General features: G+C 68.6%; 23 protein-coding genes. 5 read left to right on the top strand and 18 right to left on the bottom strand.

Features of this window, described 5'->3' with window-relative positions:
- Positions 1-50: 50 nt before the first annotated feature.
- The 11 genes from ACH3VR_RS19200 to ACH3VR_RS19250 all read right to left on the bottom strand — a co-directional run bounded on the left by ACH3VR_RS19200 (position 51) and on the right by ACH3VR_RS19250 (position 9287).
- Positions 51-1286, bottom strand: coding sequence for a type II secretion system F family protein (locus ACH3VR_RS19200; RefSeq protein ID WP_397557934.1), 1236 nt, complete (start codon positions 1284-1286; stop codon positions 51-53).
- A 3-nt stretch (positions 1287-1289) separates the two neighbouring features.
- Positions 1290-2528: a type IV pilus twitching motility protein PilT gene (locus ACH3VR_RS19205; RefSeq protein ID WP_397557935.1), complete on the bottom strand. Its 1239-nt coding sequence runs from the start codon at positions 2526-2528 to the stop codon at positions 1290-1292.
- Positions 2529-2531: 3 nt separating this feature from the next.
- Positions 2532-3200 (bottom strand): hypothetical protein, encoded by a 669-nt coding sequence (locus tag ACH3VR_RS19210; protein ID WP_397557936.1) that lies wholly within the window; start codon positions 3198-3200, stop codon positions 2532-2534.
- Complete coding sequence (locus tag ACH3VR_RS19215; RefSeq protein WP_397557937.1) at positions 3200-3853, bottom strand: hypothetical protein; 654 nt, start codon at positions 3851-3853, stop codon at positions 3200-3202. The genes ACH3VR_RS19210 and ACH3VR_RS19215 overlap by 1 nt, the downstream gene beginning before the upstream one ends.
- Positions 3853-4878: a pilus assembly protein PilM gene (gene pilM, locus ACH3VR_RS19220; protein WP_397557938.1), complete on the bottom strand. Its 1026-nt coding sequence runs from the start codon at positions 4876-4878 to the stop codon at positions 3853-3855. Before pilM ends, ACH3VR_RS19215 begins: the two co-directional genes overlap by 1 nt.
- Before the next feature lie 11 nt (positions 4879-4889).
- On the bottom strand, positions 4890-5708 hold the full coding sequence (locus ACH3VR_RS19225; RefSeq protein WP_397557939.1) for a prepilin peptidase: 819 nt from the start codon (positions 5706-5708) through the stop codon (positions 4890-4892).
- 2 nt (positions 5709-5710) lie between these two features.
- Complete coding sequence (locus tag ACH3VR_RS19230) at positions 5711-7276, bottom strand: hypothetical protein (RefSeq protein WP_397557940.1); 1566 nt, start codon at positions 7274-7276, stop codon at positions 5711-5713.
- A complete protein-coding gene (locus ACH3VR_RS19235) occupies positions 7276-7806 on the bottom strand; it encodes a hypothetical protein (protein ID WP_397557941.1) in 531 nt (176 codons plus the stop codon). Before ACH3VR_RS19235 ends, ACH3VR_RS19230 begins: the two co-directional genes overlap by 1 nt.
- A complete protein-coding gene (locus ACH3VR_RS19240; protein WP_397557942.1) occupies positions 7803-8180 on the bottom strand; it encodes a prepilin-type N-terminal cleavage/methylation domain-containing protein in 378 nt (125 codons plus the stop codon). The genes ACH3VR_RS19235 and ACH3VR_RS19240 overlap by 4 nt, the downstream gene beginning before the upstream one ends.
- Positions 8181-8257: 77 nt before the next feature.
- The gene (locus tag ACH3VR_RS19245) at positions 8258-8734 is read right to left on the bottom strand and encodes a prepilin-type N-terminal cleavage/methylation domain-containing protein (protein ID WP_397557943.1); all 477 of its coding nucleotides are present in this window, start codon (positions 8732-8734) and stop codon (positions 8258-8260) included.
- 256 nt (positions 8735-8990) lie between these two features.
- Positions 8991-9287, bottom strand: coding sequence for a DUF1905 domain-containing protein (locus ACH3VR_RS19250; protein WP_397557944.1), 297 nt, complete (start codon positions 9285-9287; stop codon positions 8991-8993).
- 122 nt (positions 9288-9409) lie between these two features.
- Between ACH3VR_RS19250 and ACH3VR_RS19255 the strand changes: the two genes are divergently transcribed.
- A complete protein-coding gene (locus ACH3VR_RS19255) occupies positions 9410-10342 on the top strand; it encodes an NADP-dependent oxidoreductase (protein WP_397557945.1) in 933 nt (310 codons plus the stop codon).
- 251 nt (positions 10343-10593) lie between these two features.
- Here the strand turns inward: ACH3VR_RS19255 and ACH3VR_RS19260 are convergent, their stop codons facing one another.
- Positions 10594-11388, bottom strand: coding sequence for a glycosyltransferase (locus ACH3VR_RS19260; RefSeq protein WP_397557946.1), 795 nt, complete (start codon positions 11386-11388; stop codon positions 10594-10596).
- 10 nt (positions 11389-11398) lie between these two features.
- Positions 11399-12727, bottom strand: a complete 1329-nt coding sequence (locus tag ACH3VR_RS19265) for an MFS transporter (RefSeq protein ID WP_397557947.1) — start codon at positions 12725-12727, stop codon at positions 11399-11401.
- A gap of 220 nt (positions 12728-12947) precedes the next feature.
- On the opposite strand from ACH3VR_RS19265, the gene ACH3VR_RS19270 reads away from it, so the two are divergent.
- The 3 genes from ACH3VR_RS19270 to ACH3VR_RS19280 all read left to right on the top strand — a co-directional run bounded on the left by ACH3VR_RS19270 (position 12948) and on the right by ACH3VR_RS19280 (position 16062).
- Positions 12948-13352, top strand: a complete 405-nt coding sequence (locus ACH3VR_RS19270) for a DUF7144 family membrane protein (RefSeq protein WP_397557948.1) — start codon at positions 12948-12950, stop codon at positions 13350-13352.
- Positions 13353-13517: 165 nt separating this feature from the next.
- On the top strand, positions 13518-15407 hold the full coding sequence (locus tag ACH3VR_RS19275; protein WP_397557949.1) for an adenylyl cyclase: 1890 nt from the start codon (positions 13518-13520) through the stop codon (positions 15405-15407).
- 247 nt (positions 15408-15654) lie between these two features.
- Positions 15655-16062, top strand: a complete 408-nt coding sequence (locus tag ACH3VR_RS19280; protein ID WP_397557950.1) for a DUF1294 domain-containing protein — start codon at positions 15655-15657, stop codon at positions 16060-16062.
- 140 nt (positions 16063-16202) lie between these two features.
- Here ACH3VR_RS19280 and ACH3VR_RS19285 read toward each other — a convergent pair whose 3' ends face one another.
- Entirely contained in the window at positions 16203-17192 is a 990-nt protein-coding gene (locus ACH3VR_RS19285; protein ID WP_397557951.1) for an aldo/keto reductase, read from the bottom strand.
- Positions 17193-17281: 89 nt separating this feature from the next.
- On the opposite strand from ACH3VR_RS19285, the gene ACH3VR_RS19290 reads away from it, so the two are divergent.
- Positions 17282-17680 carry an HsmA family protein gene (locus ACH3VR_RS19290; RefSeq protein ID WP_397557952.1) on the top strand — a complete coding sequence of 133 codons (399 nt, stop codon included), beginning with the start codon at positions 17282-17284 and terminating at the stop codon, positions 17678-17680.
- Positions 17681-17698: 18 nt separating this feature from the next.
- Here ACH3VR_RS19290 and ACH3VR_RS19295 read toward each other — a convergent pair whose 3' ends face one another.
- The 4 genes from ACH3VR_RS19295 to ACH3VR_RS19310 all read right to left on the bottom strand — a co-directional run bounded on the left by ACH3VR_RS19295 (position 17699) and on the right by ACH3VR_RS19310 (position 19986).
- Complete coding sequence (locus ACH3VR_RS19295) at positions 17699-18019, bottom strand: YciI family protein (protein ID WP_397557953.1); 321 nt, start codon at positions 18017-18019, stop codon at positions 17699-17701.
- A 100-nt stretch (positions 18020-18119) separates the two neighbouring features.
- Positions 18120-18689 (bottom strand): mismatch-specific DNA-glycosylase, encoded by a 570-nt coding sequence (locus tag ACH3VR_RS19300; protein WP_397557954.1) that lies wholly within the window; start codon positions 18687-18689, stop codon positions 18120-18122.
- On the bottom strand, positions 18689-19099 hold the full coding sequence (locus tag ACH3VR_RS19305) for a ribosomal maturation YjgA family protein (protein ID WP_397557955.1): 411 nt from the start codon (positions 19097-19099) through the stop codon (positions 18689-18691). Before ACH3VR_RS19305 ends, ACH3VR_RS19300 begins: the two co-directional genes overlap by 1 nt.
- Positions 19096-19986, bottom strand: a complete 891-nt coding sequence (locus ACH3VR_RS19310; RefSeq protein ID WP_397557956.1) for a L,D-transpeptidase — start codon at positions 19984-19986, stop codon at positions 19096-19098. The genes ACH3VR_RS19305 and ACH3VR_RS19310 overlap by 4 nt, the downstream gene beginning before the upstream one ends.
- Positions 19987-20024: the final 38 nt, after the last annotated feature.

The following is a 20024-nucleotide window of genomic DNA, read 5'->3' on the forward strand; positions in this document are numbered from 1 at the left end:
GGCGGCATCCCCCAAGATGCCGCCGCCTCCTTCCCCCCAGAAGACTTCTCCTACTGCTGTGCGAGCTCTCCATACAGCGTGAAGATCGGCAGGTAGAGCGAGATCACCATGCCACCGATCACGATGCCGATGATCACGATGAGCAGCGGCTCGATCATCGCCGACAGCTGCGACGTGGCGGTCTCGACCTCGTCCTCGTAGAAGTCGGCGATGCTTGCGAGCATCTCGACGAGCGTGCCCGACTCCTCGCCGACGGCCACCATCTGCGACACCATCGTCGGGAAGACCTCGGCCTTCGCGAGCGGGCCGGCAAACGAACGGCCCTGTCGGATCGATTCCTGGATGTCGCGCACGGCACCCTCGATCTTCCAGTTGTTCGACGCCTGGCCGACGATCGAAAGGGCCTGGATGATCGGCACGCCGGCGTCGAGCATCATCGACAGGTTGCGGGCGAATCGCGCGACGGCGATCTTGGTGGCGACCTTGCCGAAGATCGGCAGCTTGAGCTTGAGCGGGTCGACGACGCGGCGCACCTGCTCCGTGTGCCGATTGCGCACCCACCAGATCCAGATGACCGCTATGACGAGGACGAGGGCCGGCAGGATCCAGACCATGTTCTTCGAGATCGTCACGAGGATCTGCGTCGGGAGCGGAAGCGCACCCCCGATGCCCTCGAACATCTGCTCGAAGATCGGCACGACGAACGTGACCATGACGAGCACGCCGATGATCGCGATCGAGAGGACGATGATCGGGTACGTGACCGCGGCGCGGATCTTGTTCTGCAGCTCGGCTTCGCGCTTGTAGTTCTCGGCGATCGAGTTGAGCGCACGTGCCAGGAAGCCGCCGCTCTCGCCGACACGAACGATGCTCAGCAAGAGCGGCGGGAAGGTCTGCGGATGCCGCGCCAGCGCCGCCGAGAACGATGAGCCGCCTTCCACATCAGCCTGCACCGCGATGAGCGCCGGCTTGAGGTTCTTGTCGTCGGTCTGGTCGATCAGCACCGCGAGCGTGCGCATGAGCGGAAGGCCGGCGGTGAGCAGCCCCGCCATCTGCCGCGCGAAGACAGCGAGCGCCTTGGCCGAGACGTGCTTCGAGCCGCTGCCGATGCGGATCTCGCGGTTGAGACCCGTGTTCGACTTCAGCCCGACCTCGAGCGGCGTGAGGCCCTGAGCCTTGAGCTTGCCCGTGACGGCGGACTCGGTCTGCGCCTCGATCGAGCCCTTGACGACGCTGCCGCTGCGCGGGTCGACCGCGCGGTAGACGAACTCCTGCAGGACTGCCATGACTCAGACCTCCTGCCGGGGCTGCGGAGCACCGAAGCGCGACCCCATGCCGATGCCCGTGCCGAGCGCCGCTCCGATCTCGCCGCCGACGGGCGTGGATGCGGACGCGCCGACGAGCGGCTGATGCCACTCCCCTGCGTGCGCCGACCATGCCTCCGCGTCGAGGTCGCTCGGGCGCACCCACACGCCGTCGAGCGAGCTGGGATCGACGGCGAACGACCTCGCGACGTTGTGCGCGATGACGCCCTCCTCGACGAGGCGCTTCAGATCCTGATCGAGCGTGTGCATTCCGACCGATGAGCCCGCCTGCATCGCCGAGTAGATCTGCGCGACCTGCCCCTCGCGGATCATGTTCGCGACGGCCGGAGTGTTGATGAGCACCTCGGTTGCGATCGTGCGACCGTTCGTCTGCGCCAGCGGCATGAGCGTCTGGCTGATGATGCCCTGCAGGGTGTCGCCGAGCTGCGTGCGGATCTGCGCCTGCTGGTCGGCGGGGAACACGTCGATGATGCGGTTGACGCTCTTCGCCGCCCCCTGCGTGTGCAGGGTCGAGAGCACGAGGTGGCCCGTCTCCGCCGCCGACAGCGCGGTGCGGATCGACTCCGGGTCGCGGAGCTCACCGATGAGGATCACGTCGGGGTCCTGACGCAGGACGCGTCGCAGCGCCTCAGCGAACGAGTCGGTGTCGGTGCCGACTTCGCGCTGGTGAACGAGCGCGCGCTTGCTCTCGTGGTGGAACTCGATCGGGTCTTCGATCGTGATGATGTGGGCGGGCACGAGCTCGTTGATGATGTCGACCATCGCCGTCAGCGTCGTCGACTTGCCCGACCCTGTCGGCCCGGTGAGGAGCACGAGCCCTCGAGGCAGGAGCGCGAGATCGCGGGCGATCGGCGGCGCTCCGAGCTCCTCGAGCGAGTACACGCGGTCCGGGATGTAGCGGAGCGCGATCGCGATGTTGCCGAGTTGGCGGAACACGTTCACGCGGAAGCGCCCGATCTCGGGCGACGCGTGGGCGAGGTCGACCTCGCCATTCTCCGCGAATTCGCGGCGCTGCGCCTCGGTCATGAGGTCGAACGCGGCCTTCTCGACCCACTCGAAGGAGAGGGGCTCGGTGAAGCCCGGCACCGGCATGAGATCGCCGTCGACACGCATGAGCGCCAGGCTGCCCGCAGTGATGTGAAGGTCGGATGCCTTGTGCCGCGCGCCCCTCGCGAGGAGCCCGTCGAAGTTCTGCTCGACCATGGCTCAGCCCTCCGCATCCGTGTAGGCGAGCGCCTTCACCTGCACGTCGATCGCGTCTTCACCCGACGTCGTGGCGCTCGTCTCGATGTTGCTGAGCAGTCGCGGACCACCTCGCAGCGCGTCGAGGAACGCCGTGACCTGGTCCATCGACGTCGCCGTCACGCTGATCGCGAAGTCGACCTGCTGACGACCGCCGACCGGTGTCGTCGGCGCGGCCGCGGCATCCGTCGTCGTGTCGGTGGTCGAACCCTCCGCCGAGGCGCTGGGCGACGGCGCGGGCGCCGGAGCCGGCGCCGCGGCCGTCTCCGAGGCATCCGCAGCCGTGCGAGGTGCGAACGCGACGACGTCACCCGCCGTCACGCTCACGATCGTGACTCCGGACGCCGCGGCGGCATTGCCGACCACCTCGAAGACGTCGTCGAACTGGTCGGAGCCCGGGATCTGCTTGCGGAGCGCGTCGACGGATGCCTGGATCTCGTCCTGGTGCTTCTGCTGCTCCTGCAGCGTCGCGAGCTGGGTCTCGTAGGTCGCGTTCGTCGCTGCGACTGATGCGGTCTGCGCATCCACGGCGAAGGCCTGCGCGACGAGCGGCGCTGCGACCGCCGAGACGCCGAGGGCGACGACGCCGAGCGTGACGATGAGGCCGATGATGGTGATGAGCTGCTTGGGCATCACTTCGCCCCTTCCGCGTCGGCCTCGTACTGGCCCGAGTAGACGGACTGGTCGAACTGCACCGTGATCTCGTAGGCGTAGTGGCCCTCGATCACGTTGCTCGACGTGACCGCCTGCCCGTCGGCGGCGAGCACACCGTCGACCTGGCGCAGCGATCGCACCGTGCCGACGATGTCGATCGGCGTCGGGCTGTCGAGCGTGAGAGTGCCCACGAGACCGGGCTCGGCGGTCGGGTCGTCTCCCACGGGAGTCCCACCGGTCTTCATGGAGAAGCCTGTGAACACGACATCGGAAGGCAGGATGCCTTTCACCGACGCCATGACCGGCGCCCAGGCGAAGTCCGTCACCATGGCATCCGAGCGGAACGACTCGAGTTCGCTCTGCGTCGCGAGCGCGCTGCTGACCTCGGAGAGCGCCGAGAGCTGCACGAGCAGGTCGTTCGTGTGCGCCTGCTCAGCGACGAGACGCTGATCGGACACCCACTTGAAGGCGAACGCAGCGGCGATGATCGCGAGCGTCACGAGGATCGCGGCGAACACGCCCCACACCCAGCCGCGGATGAGCGCATCGCGCTCGCGCCGGATGATCTCCATCTTGGGCATCAGATTGATGCGCGGCACCCCCGCCAGCGCGGGGACCATCGACTTGGCCATCAGCGCACCTCCCCGAGCGCGACGCCGACCGTGCTCACGAGGTTGAGCGCGAGGTCGGGAGTGATCCCGGAGGACTTGACCGCGACGATCTCGCCGACCGACACGACGCGCACCGGAACGTCGAGGCCTGCGGTCAGCCCCGGCACGACGCCCGCTACGTTGGCTCCGGCGCCGGAGAGGAGCACCTCGTCGACGGGCAGCGCGTTCGGGCGGCTCGCGTAGAACGCGAGAGTGCTCCGCACGCGGGCGACGAGGTCGGAAACGACCGGATCGCCCGTCGACGAGCGCAGGGCGCCTCGCGTGCGGGGCGCGGGGGCGGCCGCAGCCGGAACGAGCTCGAGCATCTCGGCTTCGACGGGAATCTCGGCGGTCTGCCCGAGGCGCGCCTGCACGGCGGCGGTGGGCACATCGATCGGCAGCAGGCGGACGAACTGCGGGATGCCGCCGGTCGAGACGACGAACTGCGTCGTGTGGTCGCCGATGTGCACGGCCGCGACCGTTCCCTGACGGCCGTGTGCGAGTGCCGACGTGCGGGCGAGGCCGAACGCGGCGAGGTCGATCGCGCGGGCGCGGAGCTTCACACGGTCGAGCGTCGCGATGATCTGCTCGATCGACTCCGAGATCGCCGCCACGAGCAGACCGCTCACCTGGTCGTCGTGATACGAGAGCGGAAAGAAGTCGAGCACCGCCTGACTTGCAGGCACAGGCAGGAAGTCCTGCACCTGGTACGGCAATGCCTCGCGGAGCAGCTCGGGCTTCATCGCCTGAGTCGTGTACTCCCGCACGAGGATGCGCCGGCTCGCGACGCCCAGCGTCACCTCTTTGCCCTTGAACCCCGCACCCGTCCACAGCTGACGGAGCGCCACGGCGACAGCTCCGGCATCCGTGATCTCGGAGTCGCGCGCAGCGTCAGCCGGAAGCGGCACTTCGCCGTACCCGACCAGCTGAGGCGTGCGCCCGATGGCTATCTGGGCTGCTCTCACGCTCTCTTCCGTGATCTCCAGCCCTACTACTGTTCTCCCCATTTGTGTTCCCCCTAGATGAAAAGTCCCAAGTACCACGCGGCGATCGCCTCGCCCGTGAAGATTCCGACCCAGGCCCCGAGGATCATCCACGGGCCGAAGGGGATGGCCGATCGACGGCCCGCCCGCCGGGCGAGGATCAGCGCGATGCCGAAGATGCCGCCGAGCAGGAATGCCGCGAAGGCGCCGACCACAAGGGCTCCCCAGCCGATCCAGCCGAGGTAGAGCCCGATGACACCCGCGAGCTTGACGTCTCCACCGCCCATGCCGTCAGGACGGATGAGGCGCAGGACGAAATAGAAGAGGTAGAGGATCGCCATGCCGACGGCGGCACGCACGATCGCTCCCCAGTCGCCCGCAAGGGCAGACGCGAGGGTCAGCAACACCGCGGCGACGACATAGCTCGGCAGCACGATGGCGTTCGGCAGGCGCCGCGTGTCGAGGTCGATGAGCGTCAGCGCGATGCTGATCGCCGCGAGATACAGGAAGGCGACGATCGCCGCCGTCAGCGCTCCCGGTGTGGCCGACGGCCCCGCCGCTTCGAGCATGGCCCACGTGATGATGCCGAAGGATGCCGCGGTCACGGCCTCGACCGCCGGGTAGCGGGCCGAGATCGCTGCGCCGCAGTGCGCGCACCGGCCGCGCAGCGCCATCCAGGAGACGACCGGCACGTTCTGCCACGCCGCGATCGCCTCGCCGCAGCCGGGGCAGCGGCTGTCGCGCATGAGCGAGATGCCGGCCGGCACACGATAGACGACGACGTTGAGGAACGACCCGATCGCGAGTCCGAAGACTCCTGCGATCACGACGAGCAGGATGTTCAGGCCAGACATGTCTACTTCTCCGTCTGGTACACGAGGTCGCCGAGACGCTGCACCTGCGACCCTTCCGCAACTCCGCCCGCGCCCTTGATCTTGCAGCCGAGCTGATCGAATGCGGGGCTCCACGACATCGACTGGCAGGTGTAGGCGTTCGCGTGCAGGTGCGTCGTGTCGTTGGCGTAGAGCTGACCGGAGAAACTCGCCGTCGCCGTGCCCGTCATGCCGCACGGCGTGTAGTACATGACCCGCACGTCACCGGTGAAGGTGCCACTCGCGTTGAAGGTGTCGTTCTGGTTGCCGTTGCCGCAGTTCGGGACGGGCTCGCCGTTCGTGTAGGCGCGGCTTGCATCGGAATGGATGAACAAGAGCTGCTTCGTGCCGTTTCCCCCCGCGATCGTGCCCGTGAGGTTGGCGGTCAGCGCCGTCGTCGGCTTGACGATGAAGACGGCGTCGCGTGCGAGGTTGACGTTGCCGAGCGCGACCGTGACGGACTCATTGCCGTTGCCGAGGTTGCACGACGTGAAGTCGAAGACGAGCCGGCTCCCCGAGGCCTCGAGCAGGCTCGTGATCGTCGGGTTCGGGTTGTTCTTGATGAGATCGCACACGTTCGTGGCCGAGTACTTCGTGCCCCAGCCCGTGTTGTCGAGGTCGATCCACTTCGTCGCGGCCTTGAGCCAGTCGAGCTTCGGGTCGAACACCGGGTCGGTCCCACTGTTCGGCGTGACGAGGCCCGCGACCGTCCAGTTCGTGCCGATATTGACACTGTTGCGGCTCGTGACCGCACCGCCGACTGTGCCGACGTCGCTGCCCTGGTTGCTCAGCGTGACCTGACCCTTGGCGCTGATGTTCTTGCCGATCTTCGTGCCGCCGTTGGCGGTGAAGCTCGCGTAGCCGTTCGTCGTCACGTTGCCGGTCACTGTGACCTGCTGACTGTTGTTGGTGACGTTCCCGCTCGACCAGATGTCGCCGTTGACGGTGCAGGCCTTGCTGAACGAGACGTTGCCCGACAGCACGTAGAGGTCGCCGTCGAGCGTGCCCGACACATTGCAGCCGAAGTCGCCGTCGCGCAGCACGAGGTCGCCCGTGTAGTGCGTGACGCCGGCCGTGAAGCCGCCTGAGAAGTAGGTGACGACGCCGCCGGGCTGCTGCGAGTAGGTCACCTGCCACGGGTAGACGGAGTCCGTCGTGACCGTCGCGCCATTCGGCCCCGTGCCCGTCGACTTGATGACGACGTACCGGGTCGCGGAGGTCGGGCAGCCCACCGCGACGCCGGCGTCGCTGGACGAGGTCGGCTGGTTTCCGTTCGTCGAGTAGATCGTGGTCGAGTAGATCGGGTCAGTGCCCGTGAAAGTCGTCGCGGAGCATCCGGCAGTGATGGCTGCGACCGCGACGTCGCGGCCGGACTCGGCGGCGATGAAGGCCTGGGTGCGACCGCGGTTCGAGTAGTTGTCTTTGACGACGAACATGACCGATGCCGCGACGGATGCGGCGATGACGAATCCGATGAGCATGACGATGACGACGGTGACGAGCACCGCGCCTGAGTCATCGTTCGCGGGTCGAAAGCGGAGCTTGAGCATCACCAGCACCCGCCACTGGACCCGATGGCGACGGATCGAGGCTCTGCGTCGCCCGTGATTCGCACCGACCCTCCGCTCGTAGAGAGGTCGAATGTGTAGACGACACGTTCGCCAGACTCGGTGAAGTAACGGGTCGTACCCTGCGGCTGGACGCCTTGCGTCCAGGTTGTCCAGTTCGAAGGGCTAGCAAGCATCGAGGCCGACTGGCTAAGGCGGGCCTCGCCAGTCGTCAGGGAGAAGCCCTGGCACTTGAGGTTGCCGCCGAGCGTCGTCTGCACCTTCAACCAGGTGCCGTCGGACGCGATCTCGTAGGCGACCGAGTTGCGCACGGCTCTTTCGATGATGGCGCCCATGCCCTGCCCTCTCGAAGTGGCTTGCGTGACACTCGACACGTTGCGCTGAGTGGTGAACGAGTTGATGAGGATGCTCGCCGTCGTGAGCACCACGAGGCTGGCGAGAAGGAAATAGACGATGAGCTCGATCAGTGAAACGCCCTCGTCATCGAGGGCACGCGGTCTGTGGAGGCTCATGGGATGTAGACGATCGCGACGGCCGATGCGAGCGATGTGCCGGAACTGTTCGTCGCCGACAGCCGCAGCGTGACTGTGCTCTTAGGCGCGCAGGTTCCGTAGGTCCCCACCGAGGTCAGCGCGCGCCCCCGGCCGTCGGTGAAGTTGGTGGATGCCGCAGCTGCGGCGACTTGCGCGCAGGTCGGCGTCTCGCGCACCTGCTCAACTAGGGCGTTGAGCTCGCGGGTCGCGGTGGCGACGGCAGACTGCTCGACGGTGTACCTGACGCCTTGCCACAGCGCCGGCAGGACCGCGACGGCGACGAGGGCGAGAAGCACCATCGCCACGACGATCTCGACCAGACCGAAACCCTCGTCATCTTTTTGCGGTCGCACGTTCGGGTCTCCTAGGCCAATGGGTGATGACGAGTCTGGGACCGCTCGACGAGTCAAGCGGCCCCAGACCACCGACATCAGGGGCAGCCAGGGCCCGCCGTGGCCGTAGCGCCGCCGGCAGTGCTGCCAAGTCCCGCCGCGGTAACGCAGAAGTTGTCCAACGTCGGAGTACCAGTCGCCGGCGCCGAAATCGTCACCGTTGCGTTTCCGGCCGGCTTGTACACGTTCGCGTTGATGGCGGCGCCGCCGCCCGCGGTCGTCAGGGGCGTGGTCTTGCCGAGGTCAGCGGCCACAGCTGCAGCGGCGGAGCCTGCGATGCTCTTCAGCGAGTTGTCCTTCGCCTGCTGTTGGACGCCGAGGAAGATCGGGATGGCGATCGCGGCCAGGACGCCGAGGATGACCACGACGACGATGAGCTCGATCAGCGAGAAGCCCTTTTCGTTGTTCTCCTCGCGGCGCGCCTTCGCAGCCTCGAGGTGGTTCTGAATGGTTGCACGCATGTGCGTATCTCCTTGTTTGAGGACGGTAGACAGCACTGAATCGACCGGCTTCATTACCAGTCCTCAAACACCCCAAGTAGCGCATATTCCGGCAACACCCGTAGCCGGCCCCCAAGAACACCCCAGTTACGTCCCAGTCTCTTCAGGCTGGGTTTCGAGATACGCACCCCAAGCGCGAATCCCCTCCCGAGAAGAAAGCATGAGAGATCTCTCATCAAAGGTCAAGCTCAGCTAGTCACGTTCAGGTAACGGTCAGGCTTCTGACACTGCGTACCCAGGAAGCCGATACCGGGTATCAGTCCATGTCTGATCAGCCGTCGAGCACCTCGAGACGAACCGACACCGGCCCGCCGTCGACGAGGGACTCGGCATCCCGAACCTTCTTCTTGAGCGGCAGCACGTAGGCGCCGTGAGAGGAGTCGGGGAAGATCGACGTCCGCCATGTCGAGGCTCCGACCCGGGCGATGACGCGCACCGAGCCGAAGCCGCGGTAGGGCCGCGGAATCTCGCGGATCTGCTCGCTCAGCTCGACCGGGAGCGCCGTGAAGAACCACGAATCGGTGCGGGCGTCCCAGCGGAAGATCTCACCGTCGAACTCCACGATCATGACCTCGAGAGTAGATGCTTGCGCCGACATGGGCGCGGGGTATATCGGTCGGCTGAGTGCGCCCTCCTCGCCCCGCGGACCCGCCGCAGACAGGGCGCGCAGAAGGTCATCGGGGACCAGAAATGAAGGCATACGCTGTCTCAGCGCAGGGGGAACAGCCTGCGCACATCGACATCGACACTCCTGAGCCGGAGCCGGGTGAGGTGCGCGTGCGCGTCATCGCGGCGTCGGTGAACGACTTCGATCTCGCAGTCGCCGCGGGCTACATGGGCGGGTTCTTCGAGCACCGGTATCCGGTCGTGCTCGGGCGCGAATTCGCGGGGGTCGTGGATGCCGTCGCCGACGACGTCTCGGGCATCGAAGTGGGCGACCGCGTGCTCGGCGTCGTCTCGAAGCCCTTCCTGCGGGAAGGCGCATTCGCCGAATACACGACCGCCTACGCCGACGGAGGGCTGATCGTCGCGCCCGAGGTGCTGTCGGACGCCGAGGCCGCGTCGCTCGCGCACACCGGATCGACGGCGCTCTCGATCCTCGCGTCGATCGGCGAGCCGGAGGGCAAGACCGTGCTCATCGTCGGGGCTACGGGAGGCGTCGGAACGCTCCTCGTGCAGCTCGCGGCGGCCGCGGGCGTGACGGTCATCGCGACCGGGCGCACGAGCGCCGGACGGGAACTTCTCAGCGAGCTGGGCGCGACCCACACCGTCGACTACGCGAACCTCGAGTCGGAGGTAGCCGCGCTCGCCCCGGACGGCGTCGACGCGGCGGTGCACCTGAGCGGCGACGCATCCGCCTTCTCGGCACTCGTGAAGGACGGCGGCATGTTCATCTCGCCGATCCTCTACTCCCCCGAGATGTTCGGGGATGCCGAGCGACTCACGTTCGTGCCGATCGCCGGGTATCCGAGCGCCGAAGCGCTCGCGACACTCGCCGGCCTCACAGCATCGGGCGACCTGCGCGTCATCGTCGACCGCGAGCGCGCGTTCGACGACATCGGGCTGGCACTCGGAGAGTTCGGGCACGAGACGCTGGGGAACATCGTCATCAGGATCGGGTGACGGGGCGGGGTTCCTCGCGGGTGCGGGCTCGACCCCTCGACAAGCTCGGGGACCGGGGTCGGGTCGGGGACGTGGTTCCTCGCGGGGCTCGGGCTCGACCCCTCGACAAGCTCGGGGACCGGGGTGGAGGCGCGGGCGGGGCTCGTCGCGGGTGCGGGGTCGACCCCTCGACAAGCTCGGGGACCGGGGGAAGGCCGGGACCCGGCGGAAGGGCGGGGACCGAAGGGTGTCGAGTCCGACCAAACCCCCGGTCAGGCGCCGAACTCGGGGGTCCAGTCCTCGTCGGCGGGCGTCCAGGAGTCGGAGGCGGCGGGCGTCGCGGCCGACTGGCGGTTCCAGCGCGCGCCCTCGGGCCAGCTCGCCGCGAAGGTCGGAACGACGCGCCAGACGCGCCGCCACAGCCCGCGCTGCGTCGTGAGCGGGCGCGCCGAGACGGGCATGCGCAGCTCGGGGTCGTAACGCACGCCATCGGACGCGCGAAGACGGATCGTCAGGTCGAGGTCGTCGTGGATCTTCGCGTTCGTGCGATCCACCTGCTCGCGCACGCGCTCCCAGACGGCCGAGCGCATCGCGAAGTTCGATCCGAAGACGAGCGGGATGCCGAGGAACTTCTTCATCCAGTAGTTCCCGCCGCCGACGTACCAGTGTTCGCCGAGGTAGTTCACGAGGGGGCTCGCACCGTAGAACTCGGCACCGCCGGTGAGGACGCCGAGACCAGGGTCGGACACGAATGCCCTGAGCACGCGAGCGATCCAGTCGGGGTGGGGACGGGAGTCGGCATCGAGCCGGGCGATGATGTCGGCGCTGCCGCGCGCCTCGTCGTAGCCCCGCGCAGCGGCGGGCCAGATGCCGATGAGCGCCTCCTCGACGACGTCGGCGCCGTACCGCCGCGCGACCTCGGCCGAGACATCCGAGCTGCCGTTGTCGACGACCACGATGCGATCGGCAGGCCTCGTCTGGGCGGCGAGGGCAGCGAGGCACTCCTCGAGGAATCCCGCGTCGTTCCGGCACGGGATCACGACCGTGACGCGGGGCGAGAGTGACACGTCGCTCACCCTACCGTCGGGTCGGCGACGCCTCGGCGGACCGCGCCGCGCGCCGCCGCAACACCACGACGAGCACGATCACGGCGACGATCTGGAGCCCCACGACGATGCCGATCAGCACAGGCACCGACGAGTAGAGCGCGCCCGCGACGACGGCGCCGGCCAAGGCGCCGACTCCTTGGAACACGGCGAACCACCCGTAGGCGGCGCCGCGCCGGCGCCCTGGCACGAGGTCGGCGACGAGCGCCTTGACGGTCGAGTCCTGCACGCCCGAGGCGGCGCCCCACACGACGACTCCCCCGATGACGGCGGCAAGCGTCGGGCCGAGCACGAGTCCCGGAACGAACACCGTCAGGACCGGCACCACGAACAGCACCGCGGGCCCCCACCGGTCGTACGCCCACCCCGTCGCGACGGCGGCGACCGCCGCCACGGCCATGCCCAGCGCGTACACGAGGGGCACGGCGCTCGTCGGCACGAGCGCCGCGTCGGCGAGGTGGAACGCGATGACGCCGTAGCTCAAGAGCCCGAACGTCGTGAGGCCCGCGAACAGCGAGAACAGCATGAACGTCAGGAACGCGCCTCGCGAGATCGGCTCCGCCGAATCGGTTCGGGATGCCTCGACCGCGGCCTCGACGTCGGGTGCGCCGGGCTGGACGCCGTCGGCGGACGCGGTATTCCTCTCCTCCTCCGCCGTGGGCTTCGGGAGCCGCGCATACAGGCTCGGATCGGGCACTTTCGCGCGCAGCCAGAAGAGGATGACCATCGCGACGACGCCCGGCACGATGAGCCACAGGAACGCGGGCCACAGCTCACCCGTCAGTGCGGCGATGGCGGCGACCAGGAGAGGACCTGCGAAGGCACCGATCTGATCGAGGAGCTTGTGCACGCCGAAGCCCTTGCCCAGCCCGACGGCTCCCGCCGCATCGGCGAGCAGCACGGTCTTGGCCGGCGCGCGCACCGCCTTGCCCGTGCGCTCGACCAGCAGGAGGGCGCTCGCGACGGCGAGGCCCGCGGCACCGAGGAACGGCGTCACGGCAAGCAGCGGCACCGAGATCGCCGTGAGCGCATAGCCGACGATCGTGAACGCCCAGTAGGCGCCGGTGCGATCGGCCCACGGGCCCGTAACCAGGCGCAGCAGCAGGGCGAGCGCCTCCGCCCCACCCGAGACGAGACCCACGAGCACGGCCGTCGCGCCGAGCTGCTGCAGCAGTGCGCCGCTCACGGAGGCCGCGCCGTCGGCGACCATGTCGATCGTGAGGCTCACGAGGCCCAGGCCGACGACCATCGACCAGGGCCGCAGCGCAGGCATTGTCGGGGCGCTCCACGGTGTCGTCATGTCATCGCCAGGCTAGCCGCGCCTGCAGCTCCGAAGGCCGATTACGGCGGGTGACGAATGCCGCGCGCCCGCGTCACCCGACACGGGTGAGCATCGGCGCGCCTGCGTCGACGGCGCCGGGCAGTCGCGGCAACATCGAAGCTGAACGGTTCCTGTGAGAACCGCCCCTCGCAACCCCGCGGAATCGCGGGTGACAACCCCGAGAAAGGGATAGACGGATATGTCCGACACCAAGCAGTCCGGTTGGGTGGGATGGGCCGTGTTCGGCGGCATCATCCTCATCATCGCCGGCGTCTTCGATGCGCTCTTCGGTCTGGCCGCCATCATCGGTCCCGACAGCAGCATCTTCCTCAACACCACCACCGGCAGCGCCATCCTGTTCGACGTGCAGGGCTGGGGCTGGTGGCACCTCATCATCGGCCTCGCGCTCGTGCTCGTCGGCATCTTCGTGCTGCGCGGCGCCACGTGGGCCCGCATCACCGCCGTGATCCTCGTGGCGATCAACGCGATCGGCCAGTTCGGCACCTTCGGCTACCAGCCGTGGTGGGCGCTCGCCGTCATCGCGCTGGACATCCTCGTGATCTTCGCGCTCGTCGTGCACGGCAAGGAGCTCCGCGACCGCTGAGTCGTCCGACCTCGCAGAGGGCGCCGCATCCTTCGGGATGCGGCGCCCTTCGCGTGTGCCGCGGCATCCCGAAATCTCCTCTTGAGAGCGCTCCTATGGTTTGGTTACAGTGCAGTAAGTAAATGCGGCACCCCGCCGCATCACCCTCAACGGAGAGGACTGCGCATGATCCCCCGTCCCGAATCCGCCCGCCGCTCCCGCGGTCGCACGCGCACCGTCGCAGCAATCACCGCGGGCGCCGCCCTCATCGCCGGAGCGTTCATGTCCGCACCGGCATATGCCGCGCCGCCACGCGCCGTCGACCCGACGAACCCCGATTTCGGGCCGAACGTCACGATCTTCAGCCCGCAGACGCCGCTCGACCAGATCCAGTCCACGCTCGACGACCTCGCCGACCAGCAGCGCGATGCAGAGATGACGTCGGCTCGGCACGCGGTCTACTTCCTTCCCGGCCAGTACGGCGCGGCCGGCACGCCGCTGCAGTTCGAGGTCGGCTACTACACCGAGGTCGCGGGCCTCGGCGCCTCGCCCGGCGACGTGACGATCCGCGGAGCGGCGGAGGTCTACAACCGCTGCCTCGAGAACAACGGCACCTCGAACTGCCTCGCGCTCGTCAACTTCTGGCGGACGCTCGCGAACCTGACGGTGGACATCGACAAGTCGGGACAGGACGGATGCCGCGCGAGCGCCAACTTCTGGGCCGTCTCGCAGGCCGTCTCACTGCGGCGCGTGCAGTTCACGGGCGGCACGAACGTATCGCTCATGGACTACTGCACGGCCGGTCCGCAGTACGCGAGCGGCGGGTACATCGGCGACTCGAAGCTGCCCTTCACGATCAACGGCTCCCAGCAGCAGTGGCTCACGCGCAACAGCGAGGTGGCCGGCTGGAGCAACGCCGTGTGGAACCAGGTCTTCTCGGGCGTCGTGGGCGCTCCGGATGACACGGCCTTCCCGAACCCGCCGTACACGACGGTCGCCAAGACCCCGGTCTCGCGCGAGAAGCCGTTCCTCTACGTCGGCGCCGACGGGAAGTACGCCGTGCGCGTGCCCTCGGCACAGACCGAGACGAGCGGAACCTCGTGGACGAACGACGCGGCGGGGCGCAGCATCCCGATCACGGACTTCTTCATCGCGAAGCCCGGCGACTCGGTGCAGGAGATCAACAACAACCTCGCACGCGGCAAGAACCTGATCTTCACGCCCGGCGTGTACGACATCAACGGCACGATCGACATCAAGCGCGCCGACACCGTCGTGCTCGGCATGGGCCACGCGACCCTCACCGCCGTGAACGGCGCCGTGCCGCTGCAGATCGCCGACGTGCCGGGTGTCGTCGTCGCGGGGGTCACCGTCGACGCGGGTACGACCCTCTCCCCCGCGCTCATGCGCATCGGCAAGGCGAGCGGCAACAACCACAAGGCGGATGCTGCGAACCCCGTCACCCTCAACGACGTGTACTTCCGCGTGGGCGGCCCGCACGTCGGCAAGGTCACGACGGCGCTCGAGGTGAACTCCGACGACGTGCTCATCGACCACATCTGGGTGTGGCGCGCCGACCACGGCATCGAAGGATTCACCGGCGGTGACACCGAGCGATGGAACACCAACATCGGCACGACGGGCGTCATCGTGAACGGCGACGACGTCACCGCGACGGGCCTGTTCGTCGAGCACTTCCAGACGTACAACACGCTCTGGAACGGCGAGAACGGCCGCGTCATCCTGTACCAGAACGAGCTGCCGTACGACCCGCCGACCCAGGCGGACTGGACGCAGCCCGACGGCACGCTCGGCTACCCGGGCTACGCCGTGGCGGCAGGCGTGAAGAAGCACGAGCTCGACGGCGGAGGCGTGTACGTCTTCAACCAGAACAACCCGTCGATCGTCACGGCGAACGGGTTCACGGTTCCGCAGACGCCGGGCGTGAAGCTGCACCACATCATGACGGTCAACCTCTCGGCCGGCACGATCGAGCACGTCGTCAACGGCGTCGGCGGCACCGCCGACACGTCGGTGATCGGCGTGCCGCAGTTCGTGACGGACTACTCCGGCTGATCCTCGGTCGGCAGTGGATGCCCCGGTCCGGCGTGTGGGCAGGGCCGGGGCATCCTCGTTCTTGCCGTACCTAAGACCGGGATCGGTCGCTGAGCTTGTCGAAGCGTCGAGCGCGAACCGACGAGGACGCCAGGTTCGGCCTCGACCCCTCGACAAGCTCGGGGACCGGTCCACGGCCGGGATCGGTCGCTGAGCTTGTCGCCGGCGGGACCGGGGAGGCGCGGGGTTGAACCATAGGATCGAGCGCGTGTCCGGATCACCTCGCCCCATCGATCGCACGGCCGACCGCGATCTGTCCCGTCCGCTCCCGGCGGCGCTCAGCTGGACGGTGCTGGGAGTGTTCGTCGCCGCGTTCGCGACGGCCTGGTTCGCGCTCACGCTGCCGTGGTGGCTGCCGGCGCTCTACGGCGCGTTGAGCGTCGTCGCGTTCGCCGCCTACGGACTCGACAAGCGTGCGGCGAAGCGGAGCACGCCGAGGACGCCGGAGCGGACCCTCCTCACCCTCGGAGTGCTCGGCGGCTGGCCGGGCGCGCTCGTGGCCCAGCAGGTGTTCCGGCACAAGACGCGCAAACGGACGTTCCGGCGGGCGTTCTGGGTCACGGTCGTCGTGAACGTCCTGGTGCTCGGCGTCGCCGTCTGGTTCGTCGCGCGCTGAGCGCGCGTGCCTCGGCGTACGAGTCGAGCCCTCGCGGGTGAGTCGAGACCTCGTCGCTGAGTCAGGACCTGGGAGGCCCTGACTCGACGCCGAAAGCTCGACTCGGCGCCCAGCCCCTGACTCGGCGCAGAGGACCGCGGTCACCAGTGGGAGTGGACGGACTCCCGGAGGCGGCGGTCGTAGACGTCGTGGATCACGGCGTCGAACGCGGCCAGATCGAAGTCGCCGTCCATGAGCGCGGCGGCGTCCGCGTTCGACTGGGCCTGGGCGATGTTGCGGGCGCCGGGGATCACCGTCGTCACGCCGGGTCGTGAGGCGATCCACGCGAGCGTCGCGGCCGGCAGCGAAACGCCGTCCGGAAGCGCGGCGGAGAGCTCGGCGACGGCATCCAGGCCCGTCTGATAGTCGACTCCCGAGAACGTCTCGCCACGATCGAACGCCTCGCCGTGGCGGTTGTAGGTGCGGTGGTCGTTCGCCGCGAACGTCGTCGACGCCGTGTACCTGCCGGACAGCAGTCCCGACGCGAGCGGCACGCGAGCGAAGATCGAGACTCCTGCCTTGTCGGCGGCCGGCAGCACCTCGTCGAGAGGCTTGAGCCGGAACGGGTTGAAGATGATCTGCACATTCGTGACGCCGTGCGCGATGGCCGCGAGCGCCTGATCGCACGTCTCGACCGACACGCCGTAGGCGGCGATCGCGCCGTCGGACACGAGCGCGTCGAGAGCCTCGTACGTCGCGTCGGATTCGATGACGGCCGACGGCGGGCAGTGCAGCTGCACGAGGTCGAGCGTGTCGACGCCGAGGTTGCCGCGCGAGCGGTCGGTCCACGCGCGGAAGTTCTCCGGCGAGTAGTTCTCCGGCTCCTGCGGCATCCGTCGCCCCATCTTCGTCGCGACGACGATGTCGTGCCCCGGACGCTGGGCGAGGAAGCCGCCGATGATCGACTCGCTGCGCCCGTCGCCGTACACGTCGGCCGTGTCGAAGAGGGTCACGCCGTGGGCAGCGGATGCCTCGAGCACGGCGTGCGCATCAGCCTCGCTGACGTCACCCCAATCGGCGCCGAGCTGCCACGTGCCGAGGCCGATCGGAGAGACCGAGCGGCCGGTTCGGCCGAGAGGACGCTGATGCATGGTGGGCTCCTTCGCGCGGGGGGATGCATCCATCCTGCCCGCTCGGCGACCTTTCGTATTACTGAAGCTTTTCGCCTAGGGTGGAGGGCATGCTCGTTCCCGCCATCATCGTCATCACCCTCGCCCTCGTCTTCTACACGATCGGCGTCTGGGCCGAACGCGTGCAGAAGACCCTCAAGTGGTGGCACGCCGCCTTCTTCGCCCTCGGTCTCGCGTGCGACACGATCGGCACGCTCATGATGACCGGGATCGCCACGGACCGCCGCACCGCCGGCATCGAGCCGGGCCCCCTCGACACGCTCATGGCGTGGACGGGAACCGCCGCGATCCTCCTCATGGCCGTGCACCTGGCGTGGGCGATCGTCGTGCTCGTGCGGAACCGGGACGCCGAGAAGCAGACGTTCCACCGCTTCAGCATCGTCGTATGGGCGATCTGGCTCGTGCCGTATACGCTCGGCGCCGTCGCCGCGATGGCCGGCCCGAAGTAGGACCGGCCACCGATGAGGTCACATGCCGGGGATCTCCAGCAGCTCCAGGACCTCGATCGAGCCGCCCTGCGCCTTGTGCGGGTGGTCTTCCAGGAGCGCCTGGAGGTCGTCCAGCGAATCGGCCTGCATGAGCGAGTAGCCGCCTACCGAGGTCTTCGAGCTCTCGTCGGCACCCGCCACCGGCTGCGTGGGCGAGCCGAAGTCGACGACCGCGTCGCCGGCTTTCGCCTGCCAGTCCATCCACGCCTGCATGCTGGCCGCGCCGTCTTCCGGACTCATCTCCGTCATCTGGTCGGCGGCGGTGCCTTCGGCGCGGTAGAGGATCAGATAGTTCGTCATGACGGTCTCCCCTCGGGTGGGTGCCGAGAGGCCCCACGCCTCACGGCCACGTGCAATCTACGCTCGGCCCCGACGACACGCCAGGGTGCTCGCGTGCGCGTCAGGCGGGGAGGATGCCGGCCGCGCGAGCAGGCCCCGCGTACGCTTCGGCGAGGGTCGCGACGGTGTCGTGCGCGTTGAGCCCGCTCGGGTTCGGGACGACCCACAACTCGGCGCCCGCGAGGGTCTCGGGCTGGCGGCCGGCCACGGCGCGAGGCCGTGCGAAGGCCTGCCGATAGGCCGTGATCCCGAGCACCGCGACCACGCGCGGACGCCAGCGCGCGGCATCCCTCTCCAGCCTCACCGCGCCTTCGCGCAGCTCGGCGCACGAGAGCTCGTCGGCCCGCGCGGTCGCCCGGCGCACGATGCTCGAGATGCCGATGCCGCGGCCCTGCAGCATCCGGCGGTCGTCGTCGGTGAAGGCCTCCGACAACGCCGGTATGTACGGGATGACCCCCGCCGCGGCGAGCGCCGGGTAGAAGCGATTGCCGGGACGCGCGAACGGCGCGTTCGTGGCGGCCGTCCACAGGCCCGGGTTGATGCCGACGAAGACGAGGAGCGGATGCTCGGGCATGAGGTCGTCGATGACGGCATCCCGGTACGACTCGAGCTCGGCGCGCGTGAACCCCATCAGCCGATTGTGCCCGAGCCGGCGAGGCGGCGGCTCCGCCCGGTGACGACGGCGTCGATCCCGAGAGCGAGTGCGACCGTGACGGCGTAGACGAAGAGATCGCGCGCGTCGAAGACAGTTCCGAAGACGAGGACGATCGGCGGGAAGGCCGCAGCCCACTCCCCTGGCAGCCCCGTCAGCTGGAAGAGTTCGACGCCCAGGCACCACACGAGGGCGATCGCGGCGACGACGAGGGGCGCGAGCCGAGGCGCGACGATGACGACCGCGAGGTAGACCGCGACGGTATAGAGCGCGTCGCCCGCGATGTCGGTGATCTGGGAGTCGGGCAGGAGCAGATGCACGACGAGTCCTGCGCCGAGCGTCAGCGCGAGGAGTCCTGACGCCCACAGGCGCCGTGCGTGCCGCCTCACGCGCGGATGAAGACGGGCGTGCCGAGCGGGAGCTGGGCGAGCTTCTCGATCGCGTCGGGGTCCATGCGGAGGCATCCGTTCGAGATCTGTCCGGAATGGTCGTCGTGGTAGTGGAACGCGGTCACCGCGACGCTCGAGCCGCCGAAGCCGTCGAGCGTCGGGGACTGCACGGAGAGGTACACGATCGGGTGGCCGCGCGTGTACCAGAGGCTCGGATCGGGTCGCACGAGCATGACGAACGCGCGGCCGAGCGGGGTCGGCGTCGACGGCGTGCCCCACGCGAAGTCCGTCGAGACCCGCTCGGCGACGCCGCCGCGCCAGATGTCGACGGTGCGGGCCGAGATGCTGACCTCGACCATGGCCTCCAGCGGCGTGAGCTCGACGTCCTGCACGCGCAGCCAGCCCGCGACCTGCGCGGGGTCGCCCTGCGACGGCACCGCCTGGCGACCGGTCAGGAGCACTTTGATCCAATCCTGCTGCTGTTCGACGACGGGCACCGTCATGCCGCCGTAGACGAAGTCGCGCAGCAGCCGCGCGACGGGCTGGCCGAGTGGATCGGCGAAGACGGGCGCCGCCCAGTCACGCGGTCTCGCCGCGACGCCGGTGACGGCCCCGTACGGCGCATCGTCGACCGGCATCGCGGCATTGACGGCGAACACGTCGGTGTCGGGCAGTGCCTGCAGGTCGTATCCGGCCGTGTTGGCGGGGTAGCCCGTCGGCGCGGGGGTCGGCGTGGGCGTGGGAGTCGGGGTCGGCGTCAGTGTCGGCGACGGAGAGGGAGCGGAGGCCGCAGGCACGGCCGGACGCGAGAACCACGCCATCGCGATCCCGGCGACGAGCACGGCGACGCACGCGGCGGCGAGCCACGCGATCCTCCGTCGTGCCATGTGTCCATCGTCGGCGGGGGTGCGGGATGCCGCAACCT

The sequence above is a fragment of the Microbacterium alkaliflavum genome (assembly GCF_044325405.1).
In the GTDB taxonomy this organism is placed as follows: domain Bacteria; phylum Actinomycetota; class Actinomycetes; order Actinomycetales; family Microbacteriaceae; genus Microbacterium; species Microbacterium alkaliflavum.